The sequence below is a fragment of the Nocardia sp. AB354 genome (genome assembly GCF_049538315.1).
Lineage (GTDB): Bacteria > Actinomycetota > Actinomycetes > Mycobacteriales > Mycobacteriaceae > Nocardia > Nocardia nova.
The window spans coordinates 127,857-154,001 of sequence record NZ_JBMVFU010000007.1; the positions used below are offsets into that span (position 1 = coordinate 127,857).

Sequence of the window (26,145 nt, forward strand, 5' to 3'; positions counted from 1 at the left end):
CCGGTATCTTTCGAGCGATCGAACGCTCTCGGTACGGATGTGGTTGGCTGTACCGTCAGCGGATACGGGCCGATCGACCGGAAGGGTGTCATGGCTGAGGAAGTGCTCGCGGAGATGGTGTCGACCGTCTTCCAGATCGTCGCGCAGGAGGGTGCGGCGGTGCATGAGGGTGACACCCTGGTCCTGCTGGAATCGATGAAGATGGAGATCCCGGTGGTGGCCGAGTCGGACGGAACCGTGGCCTCGATCAATGTGAAACCCGGCGATGTCCTCCAGAAGGGCGATCTGATCGCCGTCATCTCGTAGCTTCGGCCGCGACACGACTTCGGCCCGCGGGCGCGTGCCGTAGCCTTTGTTCCCGTGTCCACTCTTAGTGATCTGCTCGCCGAACACACCGATCTCCCCGGTGCGGCGGTGGATCATCTGCAGCGCGTAGTGGGGGATTGGCAGTTGCTGGCCGATCTGTCGTTCGCCGATCTGCAACTGTGGGTCGGCATCGGCCCGGTGACCGACGGTGCCGATGTGGTGTGCGTCGCCCAGTGCCGGCCCACGACCGCCCCGACGGTTCAGCCCGACGATCTGGTCGGGTCGCTGGCCTCCCGCCAGGATCATCCGCAGATCTTCCAGGCCCTGAGCTCGGGCGAGATCGTGCGTGTGGAGGGCGACGGCGAATCCACCGGCGTCTACCACCCGACCCCCGCACGAGTCATCCGCGAGGGTATTCCGGTGCGCTGCGGCACCGACGTCATCGCCGTGCTGGGCCGCGATACCGATATGCAGCGCTCGAAGGTCCGCGGCAGCCTCGAACACGCCTATATGAGCTGCGCCGACGATCTGTGCCAGATGATCGCCGACGGCACCTTCCCGACGCTGGAGGACCGCACCGGCTCACATTCCAGTCCGCGCGCCGGGGACGGCTTCATCCGTCTCGACACCGACGGGTCGGTCGTCTACGCCAGCCCGAACGCGCTGTCGGCGTATCACCGCATGGGCCTGCAGAGCGAATTGGCCGGACAGGATCTGGCCCAGTCGACCCGTTCCCTGATCACCGATCCGTTCGACGCGCAGGAGGTCGTCAGCGACATCCAGGCCGCGCTGGCCGGCAAATCGGGGCGGCGGATGGAGGTCGAGGCCCGCGGTGCGACGGTGCTGCTGCGCACGCTGGTGCTGCGCCCGCACGGTGAACTGGCGGGGGCCGCGGTGCTGGTCCGCGATGTCACGGAGGTCAAGCGCCGCGACCGGGCGCTGCTGTCCAAGGACGCCACCATCCGCGAGATCCATCACCGGGTGAAGAACAACCTGCAGACCGTCGCCGCGCTGCTGCGCCTGCAGGCCCGCCGCACCGAGAACGAGGAGGCCCGGGTGGCGCTCACCGAATCGGTGCGCCGCGTCACCTCCATCGCCTCCGTGCACGAAATGCTGTCGATGTCGGTGGACGAGGAGGTCGACCTCGACGAGGTGGTGGATCGCCTGCTGCCGATCATGGCCGATGTGGCGACCGTGCACACCGCCCGCATCAAGGTCCGCCGCGACGGTTCGCTGGGAGTTTTCTCCGCCGAACGCGCGACCCCGTTGGTGATGGTGCTGACCGAATTGGTGCAGAACGCCATCGAGCACGCCTTCGATGCCGGCGAAAACGGAACTGTCACAATACGTTCCGAGCGTTCGGCGCGCTGGCTGGACGTCATCATCAGCGACGACGGGCGCGGGTTGCCGGAGGGATTCAGCCTGGAGGGTTCCGATCGGCTGGGATTGCAGATCGTGCGCACTCTGGTCACCGCGGAACTCGGGGGCTCGATCGGTTTGCACCCGGGCGCCGATATCGGCACCGACGCGGTGCTGCGGGTGCCGCTGGGCCGTCGCAACTCACGCTGAAAGCGTCCCGCGCAAGCACCGCCACTCGCGGAAATCGGATAAGTCCGAATCGCCGTCGGACGGTTATGTGAAATAGGGCGGGAAAACAATCCGGCAACAAAAACAGTGAAGCCCGGCACCTTTCCGGTGCCGGGCCGAAATGCGTTACCGGTCGAGGTTGTGCGGTTTACTACGAGCCGGTAACGCCGCGCGTCTCAGACGACGCTGCGAGTGCGGGTGCGGGCGTTGCGCCGCTTCAGCGCCCGGCGTTCGTCTTCGCTCATACCACCCCACACGCCGGCATCCTGTCCGGAGGACAGGGCCCAGGACAGGCAGTCGGCGGTCACGGGGCAGCGGGCGCAGACCAGCTTGGCATCGGCAATCTGCGCGAGCGCCGGACCACTGTTACCCACCGGGAAGAACAGCTCGGGGTCCTCGTCGCGACAGATGGCCTTGTGGCGCCAGTCCATTCCTCTGCTCCTTTGCATGGGCGCCGCAAGGCGCCGCTGGTTTGTGGTCCGTTCACTTGTGCGTCTCGAATGTTTCCGCACGGTTGCTTGTGAATGCTTTCACGAACACCGTAGATGTCAATAGCCTTCGGGTGCACCGTGGGGAAGCTCACGCTCTAAAGCCCTGAAAAGCCGGGCCTGCGGAGTCCTTTGTACTCGCTTGCGCTGGTTTCCGCAGCACAACTGCGATGTTTCTCAGTTGTGTCGGCTGGATTCCGGCTTGGGAGCGACTACTTCGAGCACCTCCGGCACCGAGGTGAAATCCACCACGTTGCGCCGGCCGATGAAGTCGCCATCGATTTGCAGACCGACCTCGTCGTCGGCCTCGATTCGCACCGAAGATACATCGTCGACGCGAAACAAATTGCGGGCCTTCGGATCTCCGTCGGAAGCCAGGAGTTGCCTGGCGACCGACAGTGTCGGCAATACCCTCATCGTCCGCATCGCAAACACACCCAGTCCGCGTTCGAACGTCGTTCCGGGATTGGTGCGCACCGGGGTGTTGTCCAGATACGTCCACGGGCTGGTGTTCGTCACGAAGGCGTAATGCACGCCCGGCACCGGTTCGCGTCCGGGAACACGCACGGTGATCGCGGGCTCGCGCCGCTTGGCCCGGAAGAATTGCCGGACGGTGGTGCGCAGATAACGGGCCGGGGTCGCGGCGTGGCCCGCGGCGCGGCTGCGATCGATCGCCTCGCACACGTCGGCGTCCAGCCCGACGCCCGCGCTGAACGCGCACCAGCGGCCGTCGGCGACCATCAGGCCGATCCGGCGATCGCCGGCATGCGCCTCGCCGTCGTCGAGCGAGAGCAGATCGATGAGCTGATTGGTCGCGGCCACCGGATCCGCTTCGATACCCAGCGAGCGCGCGAACACGTTCGCCGAGCCGCCCGGGATCACGCCCAGTCGCGGGATCCAGGTGCCCGAACGTTGCACGGCGGCCGATTCCGCGGCGCCGGCCGAGTCCGGCCCGGACGTGGCCTGTTTCGGCAGGGGGAGGAATCCGTTGACGGTCTCGTTGACCGTGCCGTCGCCGCCGTGCACCACGATCAGGTCCATCTCGGCATCGGTCGCCCACTGCGCCAATTCGGCGGCGTGGCCGCGATGCTGGGTGTGGGCCACGATGAGCTGGGTGCGGCTCTCCAGCGCGTGGGCGAGCAGATCCCGCGTGGCCGGAGTGGTCGAGGTGGCATTCGGATTCACGATCAACAGCGTCCGCACCCTCAGCAGCCTACTGAGCGATCGCCACCGGATCCCGCGGAGGCGACCACGCGTGCGAGGCCCGGTTCGCGCGGTTCTACGCTGGGCAGGTGGCGAAGCAGAACGCGGACAGTGAGAGCACCGGCGGCACCACCGGCGGCGCGGCCGACCCGACTCCCGGCACGGTGCGCGGCGCGGGTGCGCTGGCCGCGCTCGAGGGCCTGATCGGGGTGATCATCGCGATCGTGCTCGTGGTGCAGGGCATCACGTCGGCGGACACCTCCGCGAAATCGGCGTACGGCACCGCCGCCTGGTTCGTGATCCTGGCCGGCGCGGTGCTGGCCGCCGGTATCGGCCTGCTGCGCGGTAAGCGCTGGGGCCGGGCCATCGTGGTCATCGCGCAGGTGCTGTTGCTGCCCGCCGCGTGGTACATGCTCAGCTCGCATCGGTTCGAACTGGGCATCCCGGTCGGGCTGGTCGCCCTCGTCACCCTCGGCTTGGTCTTCTCGCCGCCGTCGGTGCGCTGGATGGCCCAGGCCTACGACGTCGCCGACTGACGCCACATCGGCCACAGCAGCGGTCCGCCACCCGTGGCGTCGAGTTCGCCGCGCAGATCGAAGCCGTAGCGCTCGTAATAGGCGATATTGGCGAACTTGCTGGATTCCAGGTAGGCGGGCGCGCCGGTTTCGTCACAGTGCGCCAGCCGCGGCGCCAGCAGGGCGTGCCCGTACCCCTTGCCGCGGACCGCGGGATCGGTGCCGACGATGGCGAGATACCAATGCGGTTCGTGCGGATGCGCCTTGCTCATCCGGTCCGACATCCGCCCGACGGCGAGCAGTCGCAATCGGAAAGCACGTGCCAATGCGGGCAGCATCCGCAGTTGATCGCCACCGGACGAATCCCACTGCCCGGGGGGCGACCACACCGCGCCCCCGACGATCCGGCCCGATTCGTCGAAGGCCGCGTCGACCGCCCCGTGCGCCAGGTACAGATGCCGGATCAGCGCGCCGAACATGGTCGCCGCGCGGGCGGGCCGGGTGCGGTCGGCCGGTAGGCACCACCGCATGATCGGATCGTCGTCGAAGGCCAGACCCAGTACCCGGGCCAGTTCCGGCACTTCGGATTCCGTCACGGGACGAACGGTGACCTCCATCGGTCCACCCTATCGGTCGAGGTCGGCCAGGCGGCGGTCGAGAAATTCGCGCTCGGCCGCATTCTCGGTCAGCAACAGGGCCTCGGAGTAGGCGAGCCGGGCCTCGTCGAGCCGCCCGAGTTCGGCGAGGAAGTGCGCGCGGGCGGCGGGGAGATAGCTGTACCCGGCCAGCTGCGGTTCGGCGGCGAGTGCGTCGAGCGCGGCGAAACCGGCGGCGGGATCGCCGGCCATCCCGATCGCGACGGCCCGGTTGAGCGCCACCACCGGCGAGGGCCAGATCCGGCTCAGGACGTCGTAGAGCCCGCGAATCTCCTGCCAGTCGGTTGCGGCGTAACTGGGCGCCTCGGCGTGAACGGCGGCGATCGCGGCCTGCAGCGCGTAGCGGCCCGGCCGCCGTTCCAGTGCGAAGCGGACCAGCGCGATGCCCTGTCCGATCTCCTCCCGGTCCCAGCGCGCGCGGTCCTGATCGGCCAGCGCGACCATGGCGCCCTCGGGGGTCACCCGCGCCGCGCGGCGGGCGTCGGTGAGCAGCAGGAGGGCGAGCAGGCCGGCGATCTCCGGATCCTCGGGCAGCAGACCGTGCAGCATCCGCGCCAGATCGAGGGCGCGTTCGGTGAGATCGCGGCGGATGAGGTTCTCGCCCGACGGCGCGGTGTGCCCGGTGGTGAACAGCAGATGCACCACCGCCAGCACGGCCTCGATGCGCTCGGGCAATTCCGCCGGGTCCGGCACGCGGTAGGGGATCCGGGCGGCGGCGATCTTCTTCTTGGCGCGGGTGATCCGCGCGGCCATCGTCGGCTCGGCCACCAGGAAGGCGCGCGCGACCTCGGCCGTGGTGAGTCCGCAGACCAGGCGCAGGGTCAGCGCGACCTGGGTCTGTGGGGCCAGTGCCGGATGGCAGCAGGTGCAGATCAGTCGCAGACGGTCGTCGGGGAACTGTGGGTCGTACGGGTCGATCGCATCGAAAATACCTGTCTCGGTGGTCTTTTCGTCCGCGATAAGCAGCGGCAACGCCCGGCGCGCGGTGGACCGGCGGCGTAGCAGATCCAATGCGCGGTTGCGCGCCACCGTGGTCAGCCAGGCCGCGGGCCGGGACGGAATTCCGTCCGCGGCCCATCGCATCAACGCCTGGGCGTACGCGTCCTGAACGCATTCCTCGGCGAGTTCGAGGTCGTGGGTCACCCGCACGGTCGCCGCCAGTACGAACGCCCACTCCCGGCGATGCGCGTCGGCCACCGCCGCGGCGACCCGGTCGGGGCCGCCGCGATCCGTCGAGCCGTGGTCGGAGCAGTTGTCGAGCACGGGTGCGGCTCAGCTCAATTCGAGGATCGGGCGCACTTCCACGCCCCCGAATTCCATCGGCACCCGCCGGGCGATGGCGATCGCGGCGTCCAGGTCCTCGGCCTCGACCAGGTAGTAGCCGCCGAGCTGCTCCTTGGTCTCGGCGAACGGGCCGTCGGTGATCACGAAGTCGCCGGCGCCGTCCGGCCGCACACTGGTGGCGGTGTGACTGTGGTGCAACGCGTTTCCGCCGCGCATCGCTGCCGCGTGGTCCTCGCCGAACTGCCGGTGGCTCTCCGCCATCGCGTTGCCGGACTCCGGTTCGGCCGCGGCACGCTCGTCCTGATAGATGAGGATCAGATACTGCGACATGATTTCGTCCTCCGAGTAGGTGGCCCGCCTTTCGAGCCATTCAACTCTTCGACGCGCACCCCGCCGCGGAATCGACACCGGCGCGAGAGATTCTCAGGAATTTCCGGAATCGGCGAGCCGCGCGAGCGCGTCACCGGCGAGCCGGAAGCCGGTCCACTCGTCCTGTGCCACCGCGCCCAGCCCGCGGTAGAACTCGATCGAGGGCGTATTCCAGTCCAGCACCGACCAGTCCACCCGGGTGTAGCCGTGGGCCACGGCCTCGCGGGCCAGCTCGGCGAGCAGCGCCTTGCCCAGGCCACGACCGCGCGCCTCGGGCCGGACGTAGAGATCTTCCAGGTAGATGCCGTGCTTACCGGTCCAGGTCGAATAGTTCAGGAACCAGATCGCGCATCCGGCGATCCGCCCATCGACGGTCGCGACGTGGGCGAACACCGCCGGCGCCGGACCGAAAAGCGCGGCGTGCAGGTCCTCGGCCGTCAGCGCGCACTGGTCGCGTGCCTTCTCGTATTCGGCGAGGTCGTAGACCAGTTCGACGAGGGCGGGCACATCCTCGGGCGTGGCGCGGCGGATCATCGGCCGGTCTCGGGCGGCACGATATTGTGCGCCAGAATCGTGGCGGCCTGATGATCGTGGCCGAGCACGCTGATCGCGGCGGTGGACAGGAAGAAGCGCCGTCCCTCCCGGGCCGGGAAACCCGCCCAGCGCGCGATCAGCACCCGGGAGAAATGTCCGTGCCCGACCAGCACCACATCGCGGGTGCGCAGCGCCGACGCCACCGATTCCAGCACCCGGTCGGCCCGCGCGCCGACCGCGTCGACGGATTCGCCGCCCGGTACGTCGCCGGTGAAGACGGTCCAGCCGGGGGCGGTTTCGCGGATCTGCGGGGTGGTCAGGCCCTCGTAGTCGCCGTAATCCCATTCGACCAGTTCGTCGTCGATCCGCGGATCGGGCAGCCCGGCCAGTTCGGCGCTGTGCACGGCACGCTTCTTCGGGCTGGTCAGCACCAGCGGATCGCTGAGGTCGAGACCGGCGAGGACCTTTCCGGCTGCTCGCGCCTGAGCTTCGCCGCGTTCGGTGAGCGCGATATCGGTGCGCCCGGTGTGTTTGCGTGCCGCCGACCACGCGGTCTCGCCGTGCCGCAGCAGCACCAGCCGATAGTCCCTGTCCGATGCACTCATGATTCCGATCATGCCGCACCGCGGGAGCGACCGGCCGGACGGATCGACGCGAGGGTTCAGCTGGTTCCGTAGAGTCGGCCGCCCCGCAACTCCAGCACCACCGGACCGCTCACGGCCAGTGAGATCGGCTCCCCGTGGTAGTCGCTGCGCCGCAACGGGATCCGCTTCTGCTGGGCGCCGCTGCCGGGATCGAGGGCCGCGATCCCGTCGGCCACCGGCACCAGGACGTTGCCCGCCATCATCGCCGGCGCGCCCAGGGCGTCCGGTGCGGTCCACAGCGGCTCGAAGGTGCTCGCGCTCAAGGCAATCACGCTGTTGCCGGTGAACACGAAATACGCCGAGCCGAGCCGGGTCACCGTGCTGTTGTCGGCGATCGGCGCGGAGAGACGGTGCACCGCAAGTGAATTCGCGTTGGCGTCGTAGATCGCGAATTCCGGTGGGGCGGCGTCGGTTCCGGGAAGATACAGGGCGATCCGGTTGTCCGCGACCGCGATCACCCGGGCGTTGCCGGCCGCCGCACCGGGTTCGGTCAGGACGTGCGAGCCGTACTCCTCCGGGGCGGAGGCGTCCTTCGGCGCCGGATTCAGCACCGTCAGCCGGTCCGCGGCGTCGTCGGGGCAGCGTTCCAACACGGCCAGGCGGCTGCCACCCGAGGCCGCCGACAGCAGCGTGCAGCCGTGCCGGGGTTGTGTGTGCGGGTTCACCTGCGCGTCGACGTAGCCGTATTCGAGGGTGCGGACCAGATCCGAACGCCACATCTCCAGCCGGCGTGGTCCCTGGGCCAGCACATAGGTGCCGTCGGTGGACAGCCGGACCTGCGAGTCCATATAGCTGCTGCGCGCGGTGCGCCGGCGCCCGTCCTCCGCGCCGAGCATCGTGGTCTGGCTGCACCCGCGCGGATCGCGGTAGGTGGCGATCACGGTGGCGAACTGGCTCTCCAGCGCGCACAGGGGCAGATCGCGCTGGTATTTCCAGAGCTCTCGCCCGGTGGTCGCATCGAGACCGCGGACGGTGCCGCCGTCGCCGGTGACGGCGACGCCGCTGGAGGTCAGCGCCCGCGCGGAGACGCCGTCGGGTGCCTGCCACCGTTCGGTGAGGGCGTCCGGCAGCCGATCGGCCGCCGGCGCCACCGAGGCCGGATGGGCCGCGGGATCGGATTCGGTGCCGCGGGCGTCGCTCGTCGACCACGCGACAGCGGCCGCGATCGCCACGACAACGGCGATCGCGACTGCGGCATAGAGGTCGGCGCGCGTCCGCCGCTCGGGTGCGAGCACGTCAGCGAGACTAACCGATCCGGCGACTAGGCCGATGCGGCAGTCTGATCGCCACCCGTTGCCGCGCTACCGGACTCGTCTGCCGAGACGTCACCGCCGGTGGTGTCGCCGCCCTCCGCGGCGGGCTTGCGGCGCCGGCGGCGACGACGCCGCGCCGGCTTGTCGCCCTCGGCCGCTTCGCCCGCGGGCTGTTCGGCCGGAACCGATTGTGCCGCAGCGCTTTCCGCGGTGTCGGTCGCGGACTCGGCCGACTCCGCCGTGGCGCCCTCGGGTGCGTCGACCGCCCTACCACCGCGGGTGCGGCGGCGATTACGCTTGCGCGGCTGGCGTGCCTCCCGCTCCACCACGACCGCATCCGTTTCGCGCGCGGGTGCGCGCCGCACGGTTCCGGTCGCGTTCTCCGGAATGCCGAGATCGCTGCGCAGGTGCTCGGAGCGCGAGTAGGTTTCCACCGGCTCGGGCATCCCCAGGCCCAGCGCGGAATTGATGCTCTCCCAGCGATGCAGCTCGTCCCAGTCGACCAGGGTGACCGCGACACCGGTGCGCCCGGCCCGGCCGGTGCGGCCGATGCGGTGCACGTAGGTCTTCTCGTCCTCCGGGCACTGGTAGTTGACGACGTGGGTGACGTCGTCGATATCGATACCGCGGGCGGCGACATCGGTCGCGACCAGCACGTCGATCTTGCCCTTGCGGAATTTGTCCAGCGCCTTCTCACGCGCGATCTGACCCAGATCGCCGTGAACCGCGCCGACGGCGAAACCGCGGTCGGCCAGATCGTCGGCGACCTTCTGGGCGGTGCGCTTGGTGCGGGTGAAGATCATGGTCGCGCCGCGCGCCTCGGCCTGCAGGATGCGCGCGACCAATTCGCTCTTGTCCAGCGCGTGGGCGCGGTAGACGAATTGCGCGGTGCGATCGTGCACCGCGGAATCGGAGGGTTCCTCGGCCCGGATATGCGTGGGCTTGTGCAGGAACGTGCGGGCCAGCGTGATGATCGGGCCCGGCATGGTCGCCGAGAACAGCATGGTCTGTCGCTGTTCGGGAACCATCGACAGAATGCGCTCGATATCGGGCAGGAAGCCCAGGTCGAGCATTTCGTCGGCCTCGTCGAGCACGAGTACGCCGACCTTGCCCAGGATCAGATGCTGCTGTTCGGCCAGATCCAGCAGACGGCCCGGGGTGCCGACGACGACGTCGACCCCTTCGCGCAATGCGGCGATCTGCGCGTCGTAGGGGCGACCGCCGTAGATCGAGGTGACGCGCAGGCGTCCCTGCTGATTGCTCAGGTATTTGCCGGCGTTCTCCAGATCCTGGGTGACCTGGACGCAGAGTTCCCGCGTCGGCACGATGACGAGCGCGCGGGGCGTGCCGTCCAATGCCGTGGTGCCGGAATCGGCGGTGGAAATTCGGTGCAGCAGCGGTACGCCGAATCCGAAGGTCTTACCCATACCGGTGCGGGCCTGGCCGATCAGATCGTCGCCGGCCAGCGCGAGGGGGAGGGTCAACTCCTGAATGGCGAATGTGTGTTCGATTCCGATCTCGCCGAGAGCGCGCACGATTTCGGGGCGAACGCCCAATTCGGCGAATGTCGGAGTGGTGTGGGTGGAGTCGAGTTCCGCTGTCAGCAGCGTGTCCGCCAACCCGGGTTCTTGTTCGACGGTGATCTTGCTCAGGATTCGTGCCTTCCTCGTGTTGATCGCATCCAGCGCGCACGAGGGTGGATTGGGACCGGATTTCCGGGCCACCACATTTCCGGCGGGTTCCACCTGCACTCTCGCCACCCGGATCGCTGTCCGGGCGCGGCGCAAAGGGGTCGCGGATCTGGTGCGCGCACATTTTCGGCGGGCTTCGGTTACCCCTTGTCGCACTGCCTCGACCACCGGTCCCGATATGCCGGCCGGGATATGGCGGTGCGAGCGAAAATTTCCGTTGCCCATAGAGATTGTAGCGTGATAGCTTTCTTCGCCTCGCTCCCGCTGTCGTGGGCGGCTGCTCGGTGTCCGGTCCGGCTGCGGCACACGGTAATTCGTCGTGACCGGCGAAATTGTGCGGTCGATGAGAACGAGGATTTCGCGGAAGTATGTACAGGCGCGCCGCGGGTTCGATATGTCCGCTTTTCCGCTCGGTGCGAGCGGATTCCGCGGGCGGTCCCGGCCGGGCGTGGCCCAGCCCACATATGTGAGACGGTGTGTCACACGATAAATTGGTCGCCGTGAGCTTGGCAGAGACCGTGGGCGCCGCGGCCCGCAACGCATGGGCGCTGACCTTCGGCGACGGCATCGAAGCGCCTGTTCCCACTCCCTCGACGGTGCTCTGGGACGAACCGCACCGGCTGCTGCGACGCTACGACGTCGATCCCGCCGGGCCCTCGCCCGCCGACGACACGGCGGTGCTGATGGTTCCGCCGCTGGCGGCCCCCGCGGTGTGCTTCGACCTGCGCCCGGACCAGAGTATGGCCCGCTTCCTGCTGGAGATCGGCCGCCGCCCCTATCTGGTCGACTACGGCGAGATCGGCTTCGCCGACCGCCGCATGGGATTCGAGGATTGGGTCGACGACATTCTGCCCGAGGCGGTGCGCCGCGTCTCGGCCGATCGCGACGGAGCTCCCGTCGATCTGGTCGGATGGTCCCTCGGCGGCGTGCTGTCGCTGCTCACCGCCGCGGCCGACGCGACCTTGCCGATTCGCTCCGTCACCGCCGTCGGCGCACCGCTGGACTACAACCGGGTTAACGGGGTCCCGCAGGTGCGCGCGCTGGCGCGCATCGACGGCGGGCGCACGGTGTCGAACCTGGTCCGGGCGGCCGGCGGTGTTCCGGCGCCGCTGACCCGCCTGGCCTACCGCGCCGCCGCCTGGGAGCGGGAATTGCGCCGGCCGATGTTCCTGGCCGGCAATCTGACCGATTCGGCGACGCTGGCCCGGATGGAGACGATCGACCGGTTCCAGTCCCGGCTGCCCGGCTACCCCGGCCGCTTCTACAACCAGCTGTGGAGCCGGTTCATGCTCGCCAACGACATCGGCAGGGGCGTGGTGCACGTCGGCACCCGGCCGATCGAGCTGGCCGAGATCACCGCGCCGGTACTGCTGGTGGGCGGGACCGACGACGTGATCACTCCGGCGGCGGCGGTGGCGCACGGGCAGCGAACGCTGACCGGCGCCCGCGAGGTGCGATACGAGACCTCGCCCGGCAGTCATCTGGGCATCCTGATCGCCCGCGACACCACGTGGGGTTACCTCGAGAAATTTCTGGGCGACCAGGCATGATCCGGCGGCGCGGCAGCGACAGCTGTCCGCCGGTTCGGACATGCCGGTGTGAAGCGCGGCCGGCGGGGGAACTCTTTTCGGCGCCGCGCCGCCGCCCCCTCCGGGCGCCGACCCACTAGGGTGGTGGCCATGGGTGCAAACACATCTGGCGCGCTGGGTGTTTCGACCGAATCCGATCATCGAATCCCCGCCGACCATCTCGGTGTCACCGATCTGTTCGCGGTTCTCGCCTACGGTGAGATCTCCGCGTTCTACCGCCTGGCGGAAGAGGCGAAATTATCGCCCACGCTGCGGGGCAAGGTGGCGGTGGCGAAGATGGCCGCGGCCGAGATGGAGCATTTCGAGACGCTCGAGCGGGCGCTGCAGGGGCGCGGCGTCGACGTCTTCGACGCGATGGCGCCGTTCGTGCGGGCCCTGGACGCCTACCACGCCTCGACCGATCCCTCGAACTGGCTCGAGTCGATGGTCAAGTTCTATGTCGGCGACGGTATCGCCGCTGACTTCTACGCGGTGCTCGCCGATGCGCTGGCGCCGGAGGTGGCCGCGGTCGTGCGCGATGTGCTGGCCGAGACCCACCACTCGGAATTCGTCATCGAGGAGGTGCGCCGGGCGGTCACCGTCAGCCGCTCCGAGCGCGACCGGCTCACGCTGTGGGGCCGTCGGCTGCTCGGCGAGGCCATCACCCAGGCGCAGTACGTGATGGCCCAGCGCGACGAGCTGACCGAACTGGTGCTCACCGCGACCGGCGACCTCAACGGGGTGGCGGCGCTGTTCGAACGGATGCAGAACTCGCATGCCGAGCGGATGCGGGTGCTGAGCCTGGGATGAGCCGCTCGCGGCGGCCGTCGGGACCGGCGGCTGTTCGCTGACAGCACAGGCAGGCGCATCGTCTCCGACCCGTTCGCTGCACTAGCCTGGGCAGCGACACCATCTGGACTCTAGGAGGTTGGCCGTGGAGGTCAAGATCGGCATTTCGGATAGCCCGCGGGAACTGGTCATCGCCAGCTCGCAGACCCCGGAGGAGGTCGAGGCGCTGGTATCCGGCGCGCTGAGCGGTTCGGGCGGTGTGCTGACCCTCGAGGACGAGAAGGGCCGCAAGTACCTGATCCAGGCCGCGAAGGTGGCCTACGTCGAAATCGGCACCTCCACCAGCGGCCGCGTGGGTTTCGCCGCGGTGTAGAAGGCGCCCGCGGTCGAAGTAGCTGCGGGCATGATGAACGAAAGGCCCCGGCCTGCTGTCGAAGCAAGCCGGGGCCGAAACGTCTGCCTGATTTCCCGAGAACATGGGTAACTCGCCGGGCACGCCCAGAAGGCGCATGCGCACTCAACGCAGGACCGGGCAGAAACCTACGCGGCACTCACTTGTACGCAAAATACGCGGAGAGGCGGGGGAGCGCTCTCAGCGCTGGGAGAGCGGCACGCGGGAAAGACCGCCCCAGCAGAGCTGGACGGTGGTGTCGACGGCCTCTTCCTTCGGGATCGGCCGGTCCGCCTCGAGCCAGTAGCGCGCGGTGATCTGGCTGGCGCCCACGAGTCCCACGGCCAGAATGCGGGCGCGGTAGGGGTCCAGTCCGGAATCGTGGGCGACGAGGTCGAAGACCGCGTCCACGCAGGCCTCGGTGGCCTGTTCGACGCGCCGCTGCACCTGCGGCTCGCTGGTCAGGTCGGATTCGAAAACCAGTCGGAAACCCTGGGTTTCGTGGTCGACGAAGTCGAAGTACGCCGCGACGGCGGCCCGGACGCGCTGCCGGTTGTCGGTGGTCGACCGCAGCGCCTGGCGGACACTCGACACCAAAGCGTCGATGTAGTTCTGCAGGACCGCCAGATACAGTTCGAGCTTACTCGAAAAGTGCTGGTACAGAACGGGTTTGGAGACGCCGGCGCATTGCGAGATCTCGTCCATGCCGGCGGCGTGGTAGCCGCGCAGCACGAAGACCTCGCTGGCCGCGGCGAGCAGCTGGGCACGGCGCGCCTCCCGGGGTAGGCGAGTTCCGCGCTTGCTCGGTGCCATGGCCTCGGACGACAGTCGCGAGGACGTCATCCGGTCCACGAGGTCAGTCATTTCGGTTCTCCCAGTCGATTCCCGGCGGGAACGTGGATGTGCACGGTATTCAACGAACGATACTCGTTCGTGATGCAGCCCGCTGCGGGTCGGCTGCACTGGCTGGGAAGCCGATCCCGTTCCTGCCGTTGTGGTATTCGAATAACCTTCCACACCTATTGGCAACCTGTCAGTAACTGGCCGCCGTGAGAAATCTCGCACAGTGGTGAGATTTCTCGCAACCCCGGCCGGTCAACGGCAGGTACGTAGATGTCGCCGAACGGCCTGTGAGAATCTGTTCGGGTGAGCGAACAACGGGGCAGAACGACCGGCGGGCCCGATTCGCCTCGCCCCGCAGGTGTTCTGGCCGCGCGCGCGGAATCGGCCGCTACCGGTCGGCGTGACCGGCAGCAACCTACGGAAAGCTCCGAATTCTACGATCCGCTCGGCCTGTATTCCGGCAATGGCCACGGCGATCGTTCCCATCAACCGCTGCGTGCGAAATGGGATCCGACCGGCGCCCACGATGCGGCGAATCGGCCACGGCCGGAACGCGATACGAAGAAGCAGAGCGCGCTGGGGCGGTTCGTCTCCACCTACGGCTGGCGGGCCTACGCGCTTCCGGTACTGGTGATCATCACCGTGCTGGTGATCGTGGACGCCGTCAAGGGGGGTACCGACACCTCCGGCGGCTCCACCCCCGCCCTGGGCCGGCTCAGCCAGCACACCAGCAACGCCGGCATCATCGGCGCACCACCCAAGGGCGACGGTAAGTTCGCCGGCGATCCGCCCTCCGGCGCGCTGCCCGCGGGCGGGGCGTTCACGGAGACCGCGGCGGGCACCTGGCATATCGTTCCCGGCGCATCGGCGCAGGTCGGGGCCGGTCAGGCGCATCTGTTCACCTACACCGTCGAGGTCGAGAACGGAGTCGACACCACGTCGCTCGGCGGGGACGATTCGGTGGCCAAGATGGTGGACGCCACCCTGGCCAACCCGAAGAGCTGGACCCACGATCCGCGCTTCGGCTTCCGCCGGATCGACAACGGCGAACCGGATTTCCGGGTCTCGCTGACCTCCCGGCAGACCACCAAATCGGCCTGCGGTTTCGAAATCCCGATCGACTCCTCCTGCTACAACTCCGATCTGGGCCGCGTGGTTCTCTCCGAGGTGCGCTGGGTGCGCGGCGCCACCGCTTTCGAGGGCGATATCGGCTCCTACCGGCAGTATCAGATCAACCACGAGGTCGGTCACGCCATCGGCTACCACGAACATCAGCCGTGCGAGATCGACGGCGGATTGGCGCCGGTGATGATGCAGCAGACCTTCGGCACCCGCAACAACGACATCGCGACCCTGGACCCGCAGGGTGTGGTGCCGATGGACGGGAAGAAATGCCGGTTCAACCCTTGGCCGTACCCCCGCGGGTGACAACGGCTTGCCAACGCCACCGCTGATCTCGGGAGTACATGGGTGACTCGCCGGGTACGGGCTACGCCGAGCGGGCAGCCAACCGCCGGCCCGACAGGCAAATCTCGCGGCAGTCGGCGACACGTTAAAGTTGCAAAGAGGCGGCACAGGGAAGAACGGCCCGATTCGCCGCGTTGCACCGATCAGCCCTAACGGCGAATTCGATTCGAGGAGTCTGCGACGTGTCATCACCACAGTCCCTGCCGCCACTGGTCGAACCGGCCGCGGAGCTGACCAGGGATGAGGTCGCCCGCTACAGCCGGCATCTGATCATTCCCGATGTCGGGATGGACGGGCAGAAACGCCTGAAGAATGCCAAGGTGCTGGTGATCGGTGCGGGTGGTCTGGGCTCGCCGGCGCTGCTGTATCTGGCCGCCGCCGGTGTCGGCACGCTCGGCATCGTGGAGTTCGACGAGGTGGACGCGTCGAATCTGCAGCGGCAGATCATCCACGGCGAATCCGATATCGGCCGCAGCAAGGCCGACAGTGCGCGCGATTCGATTCTGGAGATCAATTCCGGCGTCGAGGTGGTGCTGCACAAGATCCGCCTGGAGCCGGAGAACGCGGTCGAACTGTTCGCGCAGTACGACCTGATCGTCGACGGCACCGACAACTTCGCCACCCGCTATCTGGTCAACGACGCCGCCGTGCTGGCCGGTAAGCCGTACGTGTGGGGGTCGATCTATCGGTTCGAGGGCCAGGTGTCGGTGTTCTGGGAGGATGCCCCCGACGGCCCGAACGGTGAGAAGCGCGGCATCAACTACCGCGACCTGTACCCCGAGGCGCCGCCGCCGGGCATGGTTCCGTCCTGCGCCGAGGGCGGCGTGCTGGGTGTGCTGTGCGCGTCGATCGGTTCGATCATGGTCACCGAGGCCATCAAGCTCATCACCGGCATCGGGGAGACCCTGCTCGGCCGGCTGATGGTTTACGACGCACTGGATATGAACTACCGCACCATCAAGCTGCGGCGCGATCCCGAGCGTCAGCCCATCACGGAGCTCATCGACTACGAGGCGTTCTGTGGTGTGGTCTCGGAGGAGGGCCAGGCCGCCGCCGTGGGTTCCACGGTGACCGCGCGCGAGCTCAAGGACATGCTCGACGCGGGCAAGGACGTCGCCATCATCGACGTCCGCGAACCGGTGGAGTGGGACATCGTCCGCATCGACGGCGCGACCCTGATCCCCAAGGACCGCATCCTGTCCGGCGAGGCGCTCGCCGAACTTCCGCAGAACACACCGATCGTCCTGCACTGCAAGACCGGCATCCGCTCAGCGGAGGCACTGGCCGCCTTGAAGCGCGCCGGATTCTCCGACGCGACCCACCTCCAGGGCGGAATCGTCGCCTGGGCCAACCAGGTCGACCAGAGCCTGCCGGTGTACTAGGAAAAGGTCTCGGCGCTGAGACGACTGATCTCGCGAGTACAGGGGTAACGCGTCGGGTACGCCCGACACTGGACAGATTTCCGACGCAGGACCTGTGATCAACGTATGTGGCTCACGACTCGTATGGCCTGAATACGCGGGGAGGCGGGGCAGCGGGGTTACGGTACGGCCGTGACATCTGTCGAACCTCCGGAGCATGTGCGGGCCACCTTCGGGCTGCGCGAAGTGTCCCCGGTCGCGCTGGGCGACTGGGACGGTGGGTGGCGGTGCGGAGAGGTCGTGCTCAGCCCGGTGGCCGACCACGCCCGGGCGGCGTGGTCGGCGAAGGTCCGGGAAACACTGCAGGTGGACGGGGTGCGGCTGGCGCGGCCGGTGCGCGCCACCGACGGTCGCTACGTGGTGTCCGGCTGGCGTGCCGATACCTATATGGACGGCACCCCGGAACCGCGCCACGACGAGGTGGTGTCGGTATCACTACGCCTGCACCACGCCACCGCCCGGCTGGAGCGCCCGCGCTTCCTGGTCCAGCAGCCGATCGCACCGTGGGTCGATGTCGACGTGTTCGTCGCCGCGGACCGGGCCGCGTGGGAGTCGGTGCCGCTGCGCAGCCTGAAAGCCGGCGGCATGCTGCCGGTGACCACGCCGGACGGCCGCCACAGCATCGATATGCTGGCTCAGCTGGCGACGCTGCGTAAACCGGTGCAGATCCCGTCGCAGCTGGTGCACGGCGATCTGTTCGGCACGGTGTTGTTCGCGAACGGCCAGGCGCCAGGGCTCACCGACATCACCCCCTACTGGCGGCCCGCGTCCTGGGCAGCCGGGGTGATCGTGGTCGACGCGCTCTCCTGGGGAGGTGCGGATCCGGGTCTGCTCGAGCGATGGTCGGATCTGCCGGAGTGGCCGCAGATGTTGTTGCGCGCGGTCATGTTCCGGCTCGCGGTGCACGCGCTGCATCCGCGGTCGACGGCGGAGGCGTTTCCCGGTCTGGCGCATACCGCCGACATGATCCGGTTGATGCTCTAGCGGGCCCGCCGATCGGATGCGACCGGCGAGCCCGCAGTTACACGAGAGTCCTAGATGCCCGCGTGGGCCAGTGACGGCACCCGCCCGACGGCGAACGACGAGCGCAGATAGAACCACCAGGTGAGCCCGCCCATCATCAGGAAGGCGACGGCGTAGGCCCAGAAGGCCGGTGCCATCCCGCCGAAGTGGATGTTGGATTCCCGCAGCGCCTGCTGCAGCACCCACCCGCCGGCCGCGCCCACCGCGCCGACCACACCGATCGCCGCACCCGCCTGCCGCTTGGCCGCGGCCAGCGCGGTCGCCGGGTCCTGGCCGTGTTCGGCGGCGCGGCGCTTGGCCTCGGCGCCGAAGATCGAGGGGATCATGCGGTAGGTGGAACCGTTGCCGATGCCCGACAGCACGAACAGCAGCAGGAACGAGATCAGATACAGCGGGAAGTTCTTCACCGAGAGCGCGGCTACGATCAGCGCGGTGGCGCCGGCCATACCGGCGAAGACGTAGACCGTGATCCGGGCGCCGGTGAACCGGTCCGCGATCCAGCCGCCGAACGGCCGGCTCAGCGATCCGACGAACGCGCCGAGGAAGGCGAGATTGCCGATCGTGGACATCCAGCCGATCTTCGCCAGGTCGGGGAAGGTGGATTTGAGCAGGGTGGGGAAGGCGAACGAGAAGCCGATGAACGATCCGAAGGTGCCGATGTAGAGCACCGCCATGATCCAGGTGTGCCGATTGGTCAGGGCCAGCCGATAGGAGCTGCCGTCGGATTTCGCGCCGGTGATCGAATCCATGTACCGCAGCGCGCCGAACATGGCGACGAGGATGAACGGAATCCACACCAGCACCGCGAGGGTGATGCCGAACCGGTAACCGGCCGGATCCTTGGCCATGAGATGGGTGCCGAGGGTGATGATCAGCGGCACCAGCAGCTGGGTCTGCGCAACGCCCATATTGCCGCCCGCAGCGTTGATTCCGAGCGCGGCGCCCTTCTTCCCCTCGGGATAGAAGAAATTGATATTCGCCATCGACGAGGAGAAATTGCCGCCACCCACGCCCGCGAGCGCGGCCAGCACCATGAACACCCAGAACGGCGTGCCGGGCTGATTGACGAAATAGACCAGGCCCAGCGTCGGCAGCAGCAACATTCCCGCGCTGAAGACGGTGAACGCGCGGCCACCGAATTTCGGGATGGCGAAGGTGTAGGGCACGCGCAACGCGGCGCCGACGAGTGTGGGGGTGGAGGTGAGCAGTAGCGAATTGGCGACGGCGTCGGGGCCGCTCAGATAATGAAAGCCCGCCGAACCCATGGCGGTGACCACGCTGGCCCACAGCACCCAGACGCTGAATCCGAGATTCTCGGAGAAGACCGAGAAGGCGAGATTCTTACGGGCGGTGCGTTTTCCGCCGTTCTCCCAGAAGGTTTCGTTGTCGGGCTCCCAGTGATCGAGCCAGCGGCCGCGGGCTCGATAGTGGAAGTCGGGAGCGGCGGTGGCCGATATCGCGGCGTCGGTGGTAGTCATCGGCGCGTTCCTCTCGCTGGGGTGCGACCGCCCTCATCTCGGGGACCCTGAGGTGCGGGTCCGGCGGTCGCATCCACGGTAGGAAGGCGAAATTACGTCCGATTCACGCTCCGTGACGTTCGCAGCAACACTCGCTCACCCCGCGACCGGCGCCACGGTGACGAATCGTTTACCTGCGGCGGAATCCGTCACCGTTCGGGGTATTCGGCGATGAGCGAGCCGAGGAAGCAGTTGGCGGCGCGAGCGGCCCGATCGGAGTCGCCGTCGATCACGGCGTGGACCAGTTCGGCGTGTTCGTCGTGATACTGGTTGCCGTATTTGGTTGTGCGGGAACGGATCACGTCCTCGATCACCGGCAGCAGCGAATCGTAGAACTCGAGGTAGACGGTGTTGTGGCTGGCCGCGACGATCGCGCGGTGCAGGGCCACGTCCGCGTCGACCGCCGCGGTGCTGTCGGTATCCCAGACCTGGCTGCGCCGGTCGAGCAAGCGCAGCAGGGTCTGCACGTCGTTGTCGTCGCGGCGCTGCGCGGCCAGCCGGGCGGCCTGTACGTCGAGGGCCTGGCGCAGTTCCAGGACGTCGCGTTCCACGGCGTCGGCGAAGTATTTGGTGAGGGTGCCGCCCAGATCGGACGCGGCGATGACGTAGGTGCCCGAACCCTGCCGGCGTTCGAGCATGCCGGCGTGTACGAGCGCCTGCACCGCTTCGCGCACGGTATTGCGGCCGGTGCCGGTCAATTCGGTGAGTTCCGGCTCGGTCGGGATGCGAGAACCGATCGGCCAACGCCCCGAACGGATTTCAGCGCGCAGCTGTTCGGTGACCTGAGCGATGAGGCTGGTGCGCCGGACTGGTTGCACGGCCAACAGAGTACCCCTCCTCACATTTGTTGCTCGCTTTCATCCAATCATCCTATGATTTCTCGGTGACGGTTACCAATCTGCAGTCGACTACCGATATCCGGCGCCGCGGCCTGGCCGAGGGCCGGATTCTCGTCCTGGTCGCGATCGTCGTCTCGGCGCTCACGCTGCGTGTGGCGGTCACCGCCTTCACCCCGCTCGCCGAGCGGATCGGCGCCGATATCGGCTATTCCACGGCCATCGTCGGTGTCTTCGGCATGATCCCGACCGCCATGTTCGCGCTGGCCGGATTGATCACCCCGATCTTCGTGCGCCGGCTGGGCCTGGAACGCACCGCGCTGGTCGCCATGTGCATGGCCGGGGCCGGGCAGCTCACCCGGGCGCTGGTGCCCGACACCTGGGAGTTGCTGAGTCTGTCCGCGCTGGCGCTGGCCGGTATGGGCATCGGCAATGTCGTGATTCCGCCGCTGGTCAAGCGCTATTTCGCCGATCGGCTGGCGGTGCTGAGCTCGGTGTACATCACGATGGTGCAGATCGGCACCGTGGTGCCGGCGCTGATCGCGGTCCCGGTCGCGGACGCGGCTGGCTGGCGGGTCTCGCTCGGGTTGTGGGCGCTGCTCGGTTTCGCGGCCGCGGTGCCGTGGCTGGGTGTGCTGCGTGAGCGGCGCGGCCGCGATCGTGTGGACACCACCGCGCTCGCCGAGGTGCCGGGCGAACAGCCCGCGCGCGCCGGGAACATCCGGCGTTCGCCGCTGGCGTGGGGGATGGCCGCGATGTTCGGTATGACCTCGTTGATCACCTATTCCATGTTCACCTGGCTGCCCAAGATTCTCGCCGATGCGGGCGCCGACGCGGCCTACGGCGGCACGATGGTCGCCTTCTTCTCCTTCATCGGTTTGGCGGCCGCGCTGACCGCGCCCTCGTTCACCGCCCGTATCCGCAATCCGTTTCCGGTCGTGATCGTCTGCGCCATCGCGTTTTTCGCCGCCTTCGCCGGACTGCTCATCGCGCCGATGAGCGCGCCCTGGCTGTGGGTGCTGCTGCTGGGCATGGGACCGAGCACCTTCCCGATGGCGCTCACGCTGATCAATCTGCGGACCCACACCCAGGCCGGTTCGGCGGCGCTGTCCGGCTTCACCCAGGGCATCGGCTACACCGTCGCGTGTGTGGGTCCGCTGCTGTTCGGTGTGCTGCACAGTGCGGTCGGCGGGTGGGGCGCGCCCTTCGCGTTGCTGGCGGTCGCCGTCCTGGTGCTCGTGGCCGGTGCCTGGCAGGCGTGCAAGCCGCGCATGCTCGAGGACACCTGGCACTGATCGGCGTCGGGGCCGCGACCTTTCGGCAATTTCACCGCTCGGGTTGCGCCGCGGTGAGCTTCTGTCCATGATGTGAGCCGACGCCCGACTATTGTGGCCCGGACCACTCGCCGGCATCGACCTCACCGAGTTCGTGTGTGAGCGTCGGTACTTTGTGACGCACGGAAACCGTTGTGTCATATGGGCGAAACAATGCCCCGGTTCTCACCGGTAAATCGCCGAATTCGTGAGCAACCGTTGATTTGCGCGTCATGTGGCGCAGCATCGCGGCAATACCCGTTTCCTACCTTGGGGCCAACCGGATTTCAGGAGGCCCTGTTGAGCACGCTGACGCGTAACCACGACATCGAGCAGTGGGATGCCGAGGATGTCGCGGCCTGGGAGGCCGGCGGCAAGAACATCGCCCGTCGCAATCTGATCTGGTCGGTCGTCGCCGAACATGTCGGATTCTCGGTGTGGTCGATCTGGTCGGTGATGGTGCTGTTCATGCCGACGGACAAGTTCGGCATCGACGCCGCCGGAAAGTTCTTCCTCGTCGCCATGCCGACGCTGGTCGGTGGCATTCTGCGCATTCCCTACACCGTCGCCACCGCGCGCTTCGGCGGCCGCAACTGGACGATCTTCAGCGCGCTGATGCTGCTGGTCCCGACGCTGCTGACGCTGTACTTCATCAATCAGCCGGGCACGTCCTACACCACGTTCATGGTGGTGGCGGCGTTCGCGGGCCTGGGCGGCGGCAACTTCGCCTCCTCGATGACCAATATCAACGCCTTCTACCCGCAGCGGCTCAAGGGCTGGGCGCTCGGCATGAACGCCGGCGGCGGAAATATCGGCGTCCCGGTGATCCAGCTGATCGGCCTGCTGGTGATCGCCACGCTCGGCAATTCGTACGCGTCGGTCGTCTGCCTGGTGTACCTCGCGTTCATCGCGATCGCCGGACTCGGCGCCGCGCTCTACATGGACAATCTGCGCAATCAGAAGGCCGACCTGGGCTACATGCTGGAGTCGCTGAAGGTTCCGCAGTCCTGGGCGATCGCCTTCCTGTACATCGGCACGTTCGGCTCGTTCATCGGCTTCAGCTTCGCCTTCGGCCAGATTCTGCAGATCGGCTTCAAGGCCGGGGGTGATTCGGCCGCCCAGGCGAGTCTGCACGCCGCGCAGATCGCCTTCATCGGCCCGCTGCTGGGTTCGCTGGCCCGCCCCTACGGCGGCAAGATGGCCGACCGCTTCGGCGGCAGCCGCGTCACGTTGGCCGGCTTCGCCGGAATGATGGTCGCGGCGGTCGTGGTCGCGGTCTCCAGTGTGGCCGCCGACCACAACGGCGGCGTGGCCTCGGGGGCGACCATGGTCGCCCTGGTCTGCGGATTCATCGCCCTGTTCGTGCTCTCGGGCATCGGCAACGGGTCGGTCACCAAGATCATCCCGTCGGTGTTCGACGCGAAGTCCAAGAGCCTCCCGGTGAGCCCCGCGGAGCAGGCCGCCTGGTCGCGCAACACCTCGGGCGCGCTGATCGGCTTCGTCGGCGCGATCGGCGCCCTGGGTGGGGTGGCCATCAACCTGGTGCTGCGCTCCTCCTACGCCTCCACCAATTCCGCCACCACCGCGTTCTGGGTGTTCCTGGGCTTCTACGTCGTCTGCGCGACCGTCGTCTGGTCGGTCTTCCTGCGTCGGCCCGGAATGCGTTCGCCGCGAAGCGGTTCCGGTGTCGTCGCCGAGGCGGAGGCCCTGGTGCTCGAGGCCGAACGGTCGCCGGAAACCGATACCACCCAGTCCACCACCTCGGCTCGCGCCTGACCATCGGAAAGCATCGGAGGACAGTCATGAACACGACAGTCGAACCCACGCAGCGCAAGACCGTGGTGGTTGTCGGCCACGGCATGGTCGGGCACCGGTTCGTGGAGGCGCTGCGCTCCCGCGACGAGGCCGGGCGCTGGCAGATCGTGGTGCTGAGCGAGGAGTCGCAGGCCGCCTACGATCGCGTCGGCCTGTCGTCCTACGTCGGCGCCTGGGAGAAGAGCGCGCTCGCCCTGCCCGGCAACGAATACGCCGGCGACGCGCTGGTGGATCTGCGCCTCGGCGTGCGCGCCGACGAGATCGACCGCGCCGCCCGCAAGGTGACCACCTCCTCCGGTGACGTGATCGGTTACGACGCACTGGTTCTCGCGACCGGATCGTATGCGTTCGTGCCGCCGGTACCGGGCCACGACCGCCCCGAATGTTTCGTCTACCGCACCCTCGAGGACCTCGACGGCATCCGCGCCGCGGCGCAGAACGCGGGCCCCGGTGCGGTCGGTGTCGTCGTCGGCGGTGGTCTCCTCGGTCTGGAGGCGGCGAATGCCCTGCGGCTCATGGGAATGACGCCGCACGTCGTCGAGTTCGCGCCGCGGCTGATGCCGGTGCAGGTCGACGAGGGTGGCGGCGCGATCCTCGAGAAGCTGGTCACCGATCTGGGCCTGCACGTGCACACCGGGGTCGGCACCTCGGCCATCGAACCCGCCGAAGACGGTGCGGGCCTGCGGGTTTCGCTGTCCGACGAGTCGGTGATCGACGCCTCGCTGGTGGTGTTCTCCGCCGGTGTGCGCCCGCGCGATCAGATCGCCCGCGACGCCGGACTCGAGATCGGGCCGCGCGGTGGTGCGCTCACCGACCTCGGCATGGTCACCTCCGACCCCAACATCTACGCCGTCGGCGAGGTCGCGGCCGTGGAGGGCACCTGCTACGGCCTGGTCGCTCCCGGTTACACCACCGCCGAGATCGTCGCCGACCGGCTGCTCGGCGGCGCCGGCGAATTCCCGGGCGCCGACCTGTCGACCAAGCTGAAACTGCTCGGTGTGGACGTGGCCAGCTTCGGTGACGCCCACGCCACCACCGAGGGCGCGCTGTCGGTGGTGCTACACGACGCCGCCAAGGGCACCTACGCCAAGCTGGTGATCTCCGACGACGCCAAGACGCTGCTGGGCGGCATCCTGGTCGGCGACGCCTCGCAGTACGCGGCGCTGCGCCCGCTGGTCGGCAGCGAACTGCCCGCCGAACCGGCCGCGCTCATCTCGCCCGCGGGCGCCGAACTGGGCGCCGACGCCCTGCCCGACGAGGCGCAGATCTGCTCCTGCAACAACGTGTCCAAAGGGGCCATCGTCGGAGCTATTCACGAAGGCGCCTGCGATATCGCCGGCGTCAAGAGCTGCACCTCCGCCGGAACCTCCTGCGGCGGTTGCGTTCCCATGATCAAGAAGTTGCTCGAGCAGTCCGGCGTGGAGATGTCGAAGGCGCTGTGCGAGCACTTCACCCAGTCGCGGTCCGAACTGTTCCAGATCGTGCAGGTGACCGGCATCCGCACCTTCTCGGAACTGATCGCCAAGCACGGCACCGGAATCGGCTGCGATATCTGCAAGCCGACCGTCGCCTCCATCCTGGCCTCGACCTCGAGCGACCACATCCTCGACGGTGAGCAGTCCGCGCTGCAGGACACCAACGACCACTTCCTGGCCAACCTGCAGAAGAACGGCACCTATTCGGTGGTGCCGCGGATGCCCGGCGGTGAGGTGACGCCCGAGCAGCTGATCGAAATCGGGCAGATCGCCAAGGATTTCGGCCTCTACGTCAAGGTCACCGGTGGTCAGCGCATCGACCTGTTCGGCGCGCGGGTCGAGCAGCTGCCGCAGATCTGGCAGCGACTGGTCGACAAGGGGATGGAATCCGGCCACGCCTACGGCAAATCGCTGCGCACCGTGAAGAGCTGCGTGGGTTCCACCTGGTGCCGCTACGGCCAGCAGGATTCGGTCGGCATGGCGGTGCTGCTGGAGAAGCGTTACCGCGGACTGCGCTCGCCGCACAAGCTGAAGCTGGCGGTCTCGGGCTGTGCCCGCGAATGCGCCGAGGCGCGCGGTAAGGATGTCGGCGTCATCGCCACCGAGAACGGCTGGAACCTCTACGTCGGCGGCAACGGCGGCCTGACTCCCAAGCACGCGGTGCTGCTGGCCGGCGACCTCGACGACGAGACGCTGATCCGCTACATCGACCGCTATCTGATGTTCTACATCCGCACCGCCGACCGGCTGCAGCGGACCGCGCCGTGGCAGGAATCACTCGAGGGCGGCATCGAACATCTGAAGCAGGTCGTGTGCGAGGACTCCCTCGGCATCGCCGCCGAACTGGAGGAGAGCATGGCCCGCCACGTCGCCGGCTACAAGGACGAATGGGCCGCGGTACTGGAGGATCCCGCGAAGCTCTCGCGCTTCGTCACCTTCGTCAACGCGCCCGAGGAGGCCGATCCGACGATCGCCTTCGACGAGAGCGGGGAGCGCAAGACGCCGGTTCTGCTCGGCCTGCCCGACGTGCCCGGAGGCGGCAGCCTGCGTAACCACGGAGGGCACCGGGCAGGCCGCGATGGACACGGTATGCCCGAACTTCCCGCCATGCCGGCCGCAACTGCCACGCCCGGGAAATAGCCACGTAATCGTGCGGA

At 68.0% G+C, this 26,145-nt stretch carries 24 protein-coding genes; 12 read left to right on the plus strand and 12 right to left on the minus strand.

The genetic code is table 11. The features are described 5' to 3' along the window. Positions 1 to 90 precede the first annotated feature (90 nt). Complete coding sequence (locus tag ACPCUW_RS12650; RefSeq protein ID WP_062963647.1) at positions 91 to 306, plus strand: biotin/lipoyl-binding carrier protein; 216 nt, start codon at positions 91 to 93, stop codon at positions 304 to 306. Between the two features lie 54 nt (positions 307 to 360). Further along, positions 361 to 1,875, plus strand: a complete 1,515-nt coding sequence (locus tag ACPCUW_RS12655) for a sensor histidine kinase (protein ID WP_104392523.1) — start codon at positions 361 to 363, stop codon at positions 1,873 to 1,875. Positions 1,876 to 2,069: 194 nt separating this feature from the next. Here ACPCUW_RS12655 and ACPCUW_RS12660 read toward each other — a convergent pair whose 3' ends face one another. Continuing rightward, positions 2,070 to 2,324 (minus strand): WhiB family transcriptional regulator, encoded by a 255-nt coding sequence (locus ACPCUW_RS12660; RefSeq protein WP_030516005.1) that lies wholly within the window; start codon positions 2,322 to 2,324, stop codon positions 2,070 to 2,072. A gap of 234 nt (positions 2,325 to 2,558) precedes the next feature. Further along, complete coding sequence (locus tag ACPCUW_RS12665) at positions 2,559 to 3,584, minus strand: diacylglycerol/lipid kinase family protein (protein WP_423424936.1); 1,026 nt, start codon at positions 3,582 to 3,584, stop codon at positions 2,559 to 2,561. Between the two features lie 89 nt (positions 3,585 to 3,673). On the opposite strand from ACPCUW_RS12665, the gene ACPCUW_RS12670 reads away from it, so the two are divergent. After that, positions 3,674 to 4,120, plus strand: coding sequence for a hypothetical protein (locus ACPCUW_RS12670; protein ID WP_423424938.1), 447 nt, complete (start codon positions 3,674 to 3,676; stop codon positions 4,118 to 4,120). On the opposite strand, the gene ACPCUW_RS12675 is transcribed toward ACPCUW_RS12670, so the two are convergent. The 7 genes from ACPCUW_RS12675 to ACPCUW_RS12705 all read right to left on the minus strand — a co-directional run bounded on the left by ACPCUW_RS12675 (position 4,102) and on the right by ACPCUW_RS12705 (position 10,458). Then, positions 4,102 to 4,695: a GNAT family N-acetyltransferase gene (locus tag ACPCUW_RS12675; RefSeq protein ID WP_423424940.1), complete on the minus strand. Its 594-nt coding sequence runs from the start codon at positions 4,693 to 4,695 to the stop codon at positions 4,102 to 4,104. The two genes, ACPCUW_RS12670 and ACPCUW_RS12675, sit on opposite strands and share 19 nt — an antisense overlap. A gap of 30 nt (positions 4,696 to 4,725) precedes the next feature. After that, the gene (locus tag ACPCUW_RS12680) at positions 4,726 to 6,018 is read right to left on the minus strand and encodes an RNA polymerase sigma factor (protein ID WP_423424941.1); all 1,293 of its coding nucleotides are present in this window, start codon (positions 6,016 to 6,018) and stop codon (positions 4,726 to 4,728) included. 9 nt (positions 6,019 to 6,027) lie between these two features. Continuing rightward, a complete protein-coding gene (locus tag ACPCUW_RS12685; protein ID WP_423424942.1) occupies positions 6,028 to 6,369 on the minus strand; it encodes a YciI family protein in 342 nt (113 codons plus the stop codon). Positions 6,370 to 6,462: 93 nt separating this feature from the next. Further along, positions 6,463 to 6,942, minus strand: coding sequence for a GNAT family N-acetyltransferase (locus tag ACPCUW_RS12690; protein ID WP_305780822.1), 480 nt, complete (start codon positions 6,940 to 6,942; stop codon positions 6,463 to 6,465). Beyond that, positions 6,939 to 7,547, minus strand: coding sequence for an acid phosphatase (locus tag ACPCUW_RS12695; protein ID WP_423424944.1), 609 nt, complete (start codon positions 7,545 to 7,547; stop codon positions 6,939 to 6,941). Before ACPCUW_RS12695 ends, ACPCUW_RS12690 begins: the two co-directional genes overlap by 4 nt. 56 nt (positions 7,548 to 7,603) lie before the next feature. Beyond that, complete coding sequence (locus tag ACPCUW_RS12700; RefSeq protein ID WP_305780823.1) at positions 7,604 to 8,821, minus strand: PQQ-binding-like beta-propeller repeat protein; 1,218 nt, start codon at positions 8,819 to 8,821, stop codon at positions 7,604 to 7,606. Positions 8,822 to 8,847: 26 nt separating this feature from the next. Then, positions 8,848 to 10,458, minus strand: a complete 1,611-nt coding sequence (locus ACPCUW_RS12705) for a DEAD/DEAH box helicase (RefSeq protein WP_305780877.1) — start codon at positions 10,456 to 10,458, stop codon at positions 8,848 to 8,850. 572 nt (positions 10,459 to 11,030) lie between these two features. Between ACPCUW_RS12705 and ACPCUW_RS12710 the strand changes: the two genes are divergently transcribed. From ACPCUW_RS12710 to ACPCUW_RS12720, 3 genes are all read left to right on the plus strand, one after another. Beyond that, positions 11,031 to 12,080 (plus strand): alpha/beta fold hydrolase, encoded by a 1,050-nt coding sequence (locus ACPCUW_RS12710; protein ID WP_423424945.1) that lies wholly within the window; start codon positions 11,031 to 11,033, stop codon positions 12,078 to 12,080. A gap of 129 nt (positions 12,081 to 12,209) precedes the next feature. Beyond that, positions 12,210 to 12,908 carry a ferritin-like fold-containing protein gene (locus tag ACPCUW_RS12715; RefSeq protein WP_063010276.1) on the plus strand — a complete coding sequence of 233 codons (699 nt, stop codon included), beginning with the start codon at positions 12,210 to 12,212 and terminating at the stop codon, positions 12,906 to 12,908. Between the two features lie 124 nt (positions 12,909 to 13,032). Then, entirely contained in the window at positions 13,033 to 13,260 is a 228-nt protein-coding gene (locus ACPCUW_RS12720; protein WP_030515993.1) for a DUF3107 domain-containing protein, read from the plus strand. A gap of 219 nt (positions 13,261 to 13,479) precedes the next feature. Here the strand turns inward: ACPCUW_RS12720 and ACPCUW_RS12725 are convergent, their stop codons facing one another. Then, entirely contained in the window at positions 13,480 to 14,142 is a 663-nt protein-coding gene (locus ACPCUW_RS12725; protein ID WP_030515992.1) for a TetR/AcrR family transcriptional regulator, read from the minus strand. A 429-nt stretch (positions 14,143 to 14,571) separates the two neighbouring features. Between ACPCUW_RS12725 and ACPCUW_RS12730 the strand changes: the two genes are divergently transcribed. From ACPCUW_RS12730 to ACPCUW_RS12740, 3 genes are all read left to right on the plus strand, one after another. Next, positions 14,572 to 15,549, plus strand: coding sequence for a DUF3152 domain-containing protein (locus tag ACPCUW_RS12730; protein WP_063010459.1), 978 nt, complete (start codon positions 14,572 to 14,574; stop codon positions 15,547 to 15,549). A gap of 221 nt (positions 15,550 to 15,770) precedes the next feature. Then, positions 15,771 to 16,970, plus strand: a complete 1,200-nt coding sequence (gene moeZ / locus ACPCUW_RS12735; RefSeq protein WP_064904133.1) for an adenylyltransferase/sulfurtransferase MoeZ — start codon at positions 15,771 to 15,773, stop codon at positions 16,968 to 16,970. A 171-nt stretch (positions 16,971 to 17,141) separates the two neighbouring features. Then, positions 17,142 to 17,993: a TIGR02569 family protein gene (locus ACPCUW_RS12740; protein ID WP_030515989.1), complete on the plus strand. Its 852-nt coding sequence runs from the start codon at positions 17,142 to 17,144 to the stop codon at positions 17,991 to 17,993. 50 nt (positions 17,994 to 18,043) lie between these two features. Here the strand turns inward: ACPCUW_RS12740 and ACPCUW_RS12745 are convergent, their stop codons facing one another. Both ACPCUW_RS12745 and ACPCUW_RS12750 read right to left on the minus strand, forming a co-directional pair. Next, on the minus strand, positions 18,044 to 19,510 hold the full coding sequence (locus ACPCUW_RS12745) for an MFS transporter (protein WP_104366531.1): 1,467 nt from the start codon (positions 19,508 to 19,510) through the stop codon (positions 18,044 to 18,046). Between the two features lie 188 nt (positions 19,511 to 19,698). Further along, positions 19,699 to 20,367: a FadR/GntR family transcriptional regulator gene (locus tag ACPCUW_RS12750; RefSeq protein ID WP_030515987.1), complete on the minus strand. Its 669-nt coding sequence runs from the start codon at positions 20,365 to 20,367 to the stop codon at positions 19,699 to 19,701. A 65-nt stretch (positions 20,368 to 20,432) separates the two neighbouring features. On the opposite strand from ACPCUW_RS12750, the gene ACPCUW_RS12755 reads away from it, so the two are divergent. The 3 genes from ACPCUW_RS12755 to nirB all read left to right on the plus strand — a co-directional run bounded on the left by ACPCUW_RS12755 (position 20,433) and on the right by nirB (position 26,128). Beyond that, positions 20,433 to 21,680, plus strand: a complete 1,248-nt coding sequence (locus ACPCUW_RS12755; RefSeq protein WP_423424948.1) for a CynX/NimT family MFS transporter — start codon at positions 20,433 to 20,435, stop codon at positions 21,678 to 21,680. A 315-nt stretch (positions 21,681 to 21,995) separates the two neighbouring features. After that, complete coding sequence (locus tag ACPCUW_RS12760; RefSeq protein ID WP_227463199.1) at positions 21,996 to 23,474, plus strand: nitrate/nitrite transporter; 1,479 nt, start codon at positions 21,996 to 21,998, stop codon at positions 23,472 to 23,474. 26 nt (positions 23,475 to 23,500) lie between these two features. Continuing rightward, the gene (gene nirB / locus ACPCUW_RS12765) at positions 23,501 to 26,128 is read left to right on the plus strand and encodes a nitrite reductase large subunit NirB (protein ID WP_423424950.1); all 2,628 of its coding nucleotides are present in this window, start codon (positions 23,501 to 23,503) and stop codon (positions 26,126 to 26,128) included. Positions 26,129 to 26,145 lie beyond the last annotated feature (17 nt).